General features: G+C 54.7%; 7 protein-coding genes. 5 read left to right on the forward strand and 2 right to left on the reverse strand.

Annotated elements, in window-relative coordinates; genetic code table 11:
- Positions 1-184: 184 nt before the first annotated feature.
- Positions 185-601 (reverse strand): pilin, encoded by a 417-nt coding sequence (locus CE491_RS30540; RefSeq protein ID WP_110946409.1) that lies wholly within the window; start codon positions 599-601, stop codon positions 185-187.
- A 225-nt stretch (positions 602-826) separates the two neighbouring features.
- On the opposite strand from CE491_RS30540, the gene pilB reads away from it, so the two are divergent.
- From pilB to yacG, 5 genes are read left to right on the forward strand one after another with little or no spacing between them, the layout of a single operon-like run.
- The gene (gene pilB / locus CE491_RS00370) at positions 827-2,521 is read left to right on the forward strand and encodes a type IV-A pilus assembly ATPase PilB (protein WP_110946410.1); all 1,695 of its coding nucleotides are present in this window, start codon (positions 827-829) and stop codon (positions 2,519-2,521) included.
- A gap of 2 nt (positions 2,522-2,523) precedes the next feature.
- Entirely contained in the window at positions 2,524-3,741 is a 1,218-nt protein-coding gene (locus CE491_RS00375) for a type II secretion system F family protein (RefSeq protein WP_110946411.1), read from the forward strand.
- 2 nt (positions 3,742-3,743) lie between these two features.
- Entirely contained in the window at positions 3,744-4,616 is an 873-nt protein-coding gene (locus CE491_RS00380) for a prepilin peptidase (RefSeq protein WP_110946412.1), read from the forward strand.
- Positions 4,613-5,233: a dephospho-CoA kinase gene (coaE, locus tag CE491_RS00385; protein ID WP_110946413.1), complete on the forward strand. Its 621-nt coding sequence runs from the start codon at positions 4,613-4,615 to the stop codon at positions 5,231-5,233. The genes CE491_RS00380 and coaE overlap by 4 nt, the downstream gene beginning before the upstream one ends.
- Positions 5,233-5,436, forward strand: a complete 204-nt coding sequence (gene yacG, locus CE491_RS00390) for a DNA gyrase inhibitor YacG (RefSeq protein WP_110946414.1) — start codon at positions 5,233-5,235, stop codon at positions 5,434-5,436. Before coaE ends, yacG begins: the two co-directional genes overlap by 1 nt.
- Positions 5,437-5,611: 175 nt before the next feature.
- On the opposite strand, the gene CE491_RS00395 is transcribed toward yacG, so the two are convergent.
- A complete protein-coding gene (locus CE491_RS00395) occupies positions 5,612-6,298 on the reverse strand; it encodes an energy-coupling factor ABC transporter permease (protein ID WP_110946415.1) in 687 nt (228 codons plus the stop codon).
- Between the last annotated feature and the right edge of the window lie 106 nt (positions 6,299-6,404).

The raw sequence follows: 6,404 nt of genomic DNA on the forward strand, positions 1-6,404 counted from the left end.
GTTCGTAACGCTTTGCCATGCGGGCCTCCAGCCAATCATGGCGGCAATTCTACCCTGCCGACTTTTCGTACAAAACCTAGCAGACATCCCATAGGCGATAAAAAAACCCGACCTGTAAAAGTCGGGCTTTAAGGTGCGGACAGGCAACGCCTACTCAGACAAAGCTCTGAACAGACTGCCTGGATTAACTACCGCTACCATTGCAGCCAGAAGTCGAATATTTGGTGGTATTAGCACAGCTCCAGGCACCGCTAGTGCTATCACGAGTGAGCGTAACAGTCTTGGTATTTACCGCTGGGTTACCTGCGATCGTGCAGGTGATAGTCGCAGCGCCCGTAGTCATAACCGAAACAGCAAGACTAGGGCATCGTACCGATGTGGTCAGACCTACGTCCGCGGCGTCGGTGATGTTGGCTGAAAGGCCCTCATTGATTTTGGTCTCTGCCAATGTCTTGCCGGGGGTAATTTCAGCCAGAGCTGCGCCTAACTGAGCCTTACCGGTGTAATCCTGATAAGCAGGCAACGCGATGGCCGCCAAAATACCGATGATTGCGACTACAATCATCAGCTCGATCAACGTAAAACCTTTCTCTGAATTCATCACGACTACTCCAGCATCAATTATCGAAAATCCCACCTCATGACCAAGCACAGTACGTGCCAGTTTAACGTGTGACGAGCGCATGGGCTCACTGTGGCTTTTCCGACCCGCCGTGCGCAAAATCGACAGCACTATGTGACATTTTTTGTCACCCCGCCCGCGTTCATTTGGCAGCTAAGCCTGACTGCGCTATAAACCACATATTGTTAGTGTCTGGTGGCTGTAATGACTGATTTCGTCCTAACCGGTTTGGCTAAACAGCTTGTTGTTGCCGAGCTGCTGAATGAAAAAACTGCTCGGCAGGCGTACCAACAAGCACGCAAGGACAAGCTGTCGCTGGTCAGTTATCTGGTCCAAAACAAGCTGGTAAATAGTCTCGTGCTGGCGGAATTGGCTTCCGACCAGTTCGGCCTGCCATTCTTGGATTTGAGCGTTCTCGACAAAGACAGCCAGCCAAAGGGCCTGGTCAGCGAAAAACTGATTCGTCAGCATTGCGCCCTGCCCTTGTGGCGTCGAGGGAATAAACTGTTTGTCGGGATTTCTGATCCTACCAATCACCAAGCAATTACTGACATCCAATTCGGTACCGGACTCAACACAGAAGCAGTTTTGGTCGAAGACGATAAGCTTACTGCTGCCATCGAGAAATTCTTAGACACCCACAGCGGCCTCGGGGAAATGGCCGATGTTGATCTAAGTCTGGAGGTCGAGACCACCGTCGACCTTAAAGAAACAATGCTGGGAGAGGTCGACGCTGAAGACGCGCCGGTTGTGCGTTTCGTCAACAAGATGTTGATGGACGCCATTCGCCTGGGCTCTTCCGATCTGCATTTCGAACCTTATGAAAAGATTTTTCGAGTGCGTTTGCGCACGGACGGCATTCTTCATGAAGTCGCCAAGCCCCCCCCTCAGCTCGCGGGCCGCATCGCCGCACGCCTGAAGGTCATGGCTGGGTTAGATATCTCCGAACGCCGTAAACCGCAGGATGGCCGGATCAAACTGCGGATCTCCCGGAATAGGGCAATTGATTTCCGGGTCAACACGCTTCCCACTCTCTGGGGTGAGAAAATTGTGATGCGGATCCTTGACCCGACCAGCGCACAGATGGGCATTGACGCATTGGGTTACGAGCCGGAGCAAAAGGCACTTTACCTGGATGCGTTGAGCAAACCGCAAGGCATGATACTGGTGACGGGCCCAACCGGCTCCGGTAAAACCGTTTCACTATATACCGGCCTTAACATCCTCAATACCACCGACATCAACATTTCCACTGCGGAGGATCCGGTCGAGATCAATCTGGAGGGGATCAATCAGGTTAATGTCAATGCCAGGCAAGGGATGGACTTTTCACAAGCATTGCGAGCGTTCTTGCGTCAAGATCCGGACGTGATCATGGTGGGAGAGATCCGCGACCTGGAGACGGCGGAAATCGCTATCAAAGCCTCGCAAACTGGGCATATGGTGCTTTCCACACTGCACACCAACAGCGCGGCTGAGACGCTCATCCGACTGCATCATATGGGTGTCGCTGCCTTTAACATTGCAACAGCCATCAACCTGATCATCGCTCAGCGACTGGCACGCAAGCTCTGTTCATTTTGTAAGAAAGAAATTGACGTCCCCCGAGAAACTCAGATAGCAGAAGGGTTTCCTGTGGACAGAGTAGGCACGTTCACCCTCTACACCGCCGTGGGTTGCGAAAACTGCAATGGTGGTTACAAAGGCCGCATGGGGATTTACGAGGTAGTAAAAAATACCCCGGCGCTTGAGCGTATTATCATGGAAGAAGGCAACTCGATTGATATATCCAGACAAATGCGCAAGGACGGCTTTAATGACCTGCGCACTTCCGGCCTGAGGAAAGCCATGCAGGGATTGACCAGTCTTGAGGAAATCAATCGGGTGACCAAGGATTAACCATGGCGACTAAGGCAGTAAAAGTCAGTGTGTATGCGTGGGAAGGGATCGATAAAAAGGGAAATAAAATCAATGGCGAACTGAATGGTCATAATCCGGCACTGATTAAAGCCCAGCTTCGAAAGCAAGGTATAAATCCCACCAAAGTTCGTAAAAAAAGCATTTCTCTTTTCGGTGCAGGCAAACGGATCAAGCCGCTTGATATCGCCTTTTTTAGCCGCCAATTGGCAACGATGATGAAAGCTGGGGTGCCGTTGCTGCAATCGTTCGACATTATCAGCGAAGGGTCGGGAAATCCAAGAATGCGCAAACTAGTGGACGACGTGAGGCAAGACGTCGCCGCAGGTCACAGCCTAGCGACCGCACTTCGCCATGAGCCGGAGTATTTCGACGACCTCTACTGCAATCTAGTCGACGCTGGTGAACAAGCCGGTGCATTGGAATCGCTATTGGACCGCGTGGCTATCTACAAAGAAAAGACGGAATCGCTGAAATCCAAAATTAAAAAGGCGATGAGTTATCCAATTGCCGTAGTCGTCGTAGCCTTCGTCGTGACCGCCATTCTGTTGATCAAAGTGGTTCCGCAGTTCCAATCGATTTTTGAAGGGTTCGGCGCAGAACTGCCGGCATTCACGCTGATGGTCATCCATCTTTCCGAGTTTGTGCAGAATTACTGGTACATCGTGGTCGGGGCACTGGTCGGTGCGTTTTTTGCGTTCAAAAGGGCACACAAAACCTCGGAAAAATTTCGGAATGGGGTGGACAGGGCGCTGCTGAAGGTTCCCATTGTTGGGCCACTTCTTTACAAGTCGGCAGTCGCACGTTACGCCCGCACATTGTCTACAACATTCTCCGCTGGTGTTCCTCTAGTTGAGGCGCTGGATTCTGTTTCGGGCGCGACCGGTAACATCATCTTCAAAAACGCCGTTAACAAGATCAAGCAGGACGTTTCTACGGGTATGCAGCTCAACTTCTCAATGCGCAGCACCGGCGTGTTCCCGATGCTTGCCGTACAAATGACCGCAATCGGCGAAGAATCGGGAGCACTCGACTCTATGCTTGATAAGGTGGCAACCTATTACGAGGAAGAAGTCGACAATATGGTCGACAGCCTCACCTCACTCATGGAACCGATGATCATGGCCGTATTGGGTGTCATTGTCGGGGGCCTCGTCATTGCCATGTACCTTCCAATCTTCAAACTTGGCAGCGTCGTCTAACCATGCCCCTCCTCGACCTCCTGGCCAGTTCCCCACTGGCCTTCGTCCTATGCACGCTCGTTTTAGGCCTGCTCGTCGGCAGTTTCCTCAACGTGGTCATCTACCGCCTTCCCAAAATGATGCACCACGACTGGAAAAAACAAGCCCGTGAAGTCCTGGAACTCCCGCCAGAACCAAACCGCGAAACCTTCAACCTGATCCTCCCCCACTCCCGCTGCCCGCACTGCTCGCACAAGATCCGCGCTTGGGAGAATGTGCCGGTGGTGAGTTATCTAGCGCTGGGGGGCAAGTGCTCCAATTGCAAAGCCCCCATCAGTAAGCGCTACCCGCTGGTGGAACTGGTATGCGGCCTGCTGTCTGCCTTCGTCGCCTGGCATTTCGGGTTCGGCTGGCAGGCTGGGACGGTGTTGGTGTTGAGTTGGGGGTTGTTGTCGATGAGTCTGATCGATGCCGATCACCAACTGTTGCCGGATGCGATTGTATTGCCGCTGTTGTGGCTGGGGTTGATCGTCAATTCCTTCGGTTTGTTCGCTTCGCTGACCGATGCGCTGTGGGGCGCGGTGGCGGGGTATCTGGTGTTGTGGGGAGTGTTTTGGCTGTTCAAGCTGGCCACCGGCAAGGAGGGCATGGGGTATGGCGATTTCAAATTGCTGGCGATGCTCGGGGCCTGGGGCGGCTGGCAGATTTTGCCGTTGACGATTTTGCTGTCGTCGATTGTCGGTGCGGTGTTGGGCCTGATTTTGTTGCGGCTGCGCAACGTCGAGACGAGCACGCCGATACCGTTCGGGCCTTATCTGGCCATTGCGGGGTGGATCGCATTGCTCTGGGGTGATCAAATAACCACTTCGTATTTGCAGATCGCCGGTTTCAGATGAGTTCTTCCGTCGCAAAACCCTGGATTCTTGGTCTCACTGGTGGCATTGGCAGTGGCAAGACTGCGGCTGCGCAATACTTTGTCGATCTGGGCGTTCATCTGGTCGATGCTGACAACGCCGCGCGTTGGGTGGTTGAGCCAGGGCGCCCTGCGCTGGCGCAGATTGCCGAGCACTTCGGTGTGCAGGTGTTGCAGGCTGATGGCACGCTGAACCGTGCGGCGTTGCGGGAGCTGATCTTCAAAGATCCGCAGCAGCGAACCTGGCTTGAGGGTTTGTTGCATCCGCTGATTCGCGAAGAAATCCGGCAATATCTGGCGCGCGCCGAGTCGCCTTACGCGATTCTGGTGTCGCCGCTGTTGCTGGAGACTTCGCAGGATCGGATGGTGCAGCGGGTGTTGGTGATCGACGTGCCGCAAGCGCTGCAGATCGAGCGCACGGTGCTGCGCGACAAGACCAATGAAGAGCAGGTTCGGGCGATTCTGAACGCGCAGGCCAGTCGGGAGGAACGTCTGAGCCGCGCTGACGATGTGATCGTCAATGATCGCGACCCTGCCTGGCTGAAGAGCGAAGTCGAGCGACTGCATCACTTTTACCTAACTTTGCGTGGAGGCCAATGATGAGCCAACCAATGACCGTCGATTGTCCAACCTGCGGAGCCCCTGTGGAGTGGACGCCAGAGAGCAAATTCCGGCCGTTCTGTTCGGACCGCTGCAAGCTGATCGACCTTGGCGCCTGGGCGTCGGAAGAACATGCGATTCCGGTGGCACCGGATGCGGAGGATGAGTTGTTTTCGGGTGAGTTCGAGCCGCGACAGCATTGATAAAAAGCCTGGGTCACGGGCGAAAGATCATAGGTGGGAGTGAGCTTGTTCACGAAGAGGTCAGTACATTCAGCGACATTTTCAGAGTCTGACGAGCCGTATTCGTGAGCAAGCTTACCCCCAGAGAACCGTGACAAATCTTCACCATCGCAGGGATCCCGAGCGGCTCCCGCAATCACCCATCACCATCGTCCTTCAACGGCGCAGCGAAATACCGCGTGCGGTTGAAGGTTTCCAGCCACTGCGGGCAAAACACCACCAGGGCTGTGACGATAATCCCGTTGATGAACGCTTCGGGAAGGACGATCAACCACACGTAGCCGACGAAATCGCCCGGCCATTCCGGCATGGCGAACAGCGCGTCGTGCCAAAGCACGCCCATCGCGATCAGCAGGCAGAGCAACGCGGTCAGCGCTGCGGCGAAAAAGCCTGAGCAGAAGATGTAGGTGAAAGGGCTTTTCGGTTGGGCGCGCTCGACGATGAGCGAGCAGGCTTCGGTAATCAGCACGGGCAATACGATAATCAATAAGGCGTTCACCCCCAGCGACGCCAGGTCCTGGCGCCCCATCGCCAACATGCCCAGTTGCGCAATCAGCCCGCCGACAATCGCCAGTGGCCAGTCCAGCAGCAGGGTTACGGCGGTCATGCCGAGGAAATGGTATGAAACGCCGGAGTTGAAATCGCGGCGCATCAGCCACAACAGAAACAGCGCGAAGACGGTGCCGAACAACAGGTGCTGACGTCGTGGGTCGGTGAACAATTCGACCCAGGGGCAATGCCAGATCGCCCACAGCAGCATCGGCAGGTAGCACAGCCAGGCGACGGTCATGGTTTGCGGAGTGAGGACTTGGGCGCCGATCATGATGATTGGATGTGAGCGTTGAGGTATGGGTGAGTTTAGCCCCTGTCGCTGCGGCGCTGGTTATCCATCGCGCAGACGCCTATAAACGCCTGCAGCAAAACGGCTT

This window comes from Pseudomonas bohemica (assembly GCF_002934685.1).
Lineage (GTDB): Bacteria > Pseudomonadota > Gammaproteobacteria > Pseudomonadales > Pseudomonadaceae > Aquipseudomonas > Aquipseudomonas bohemica.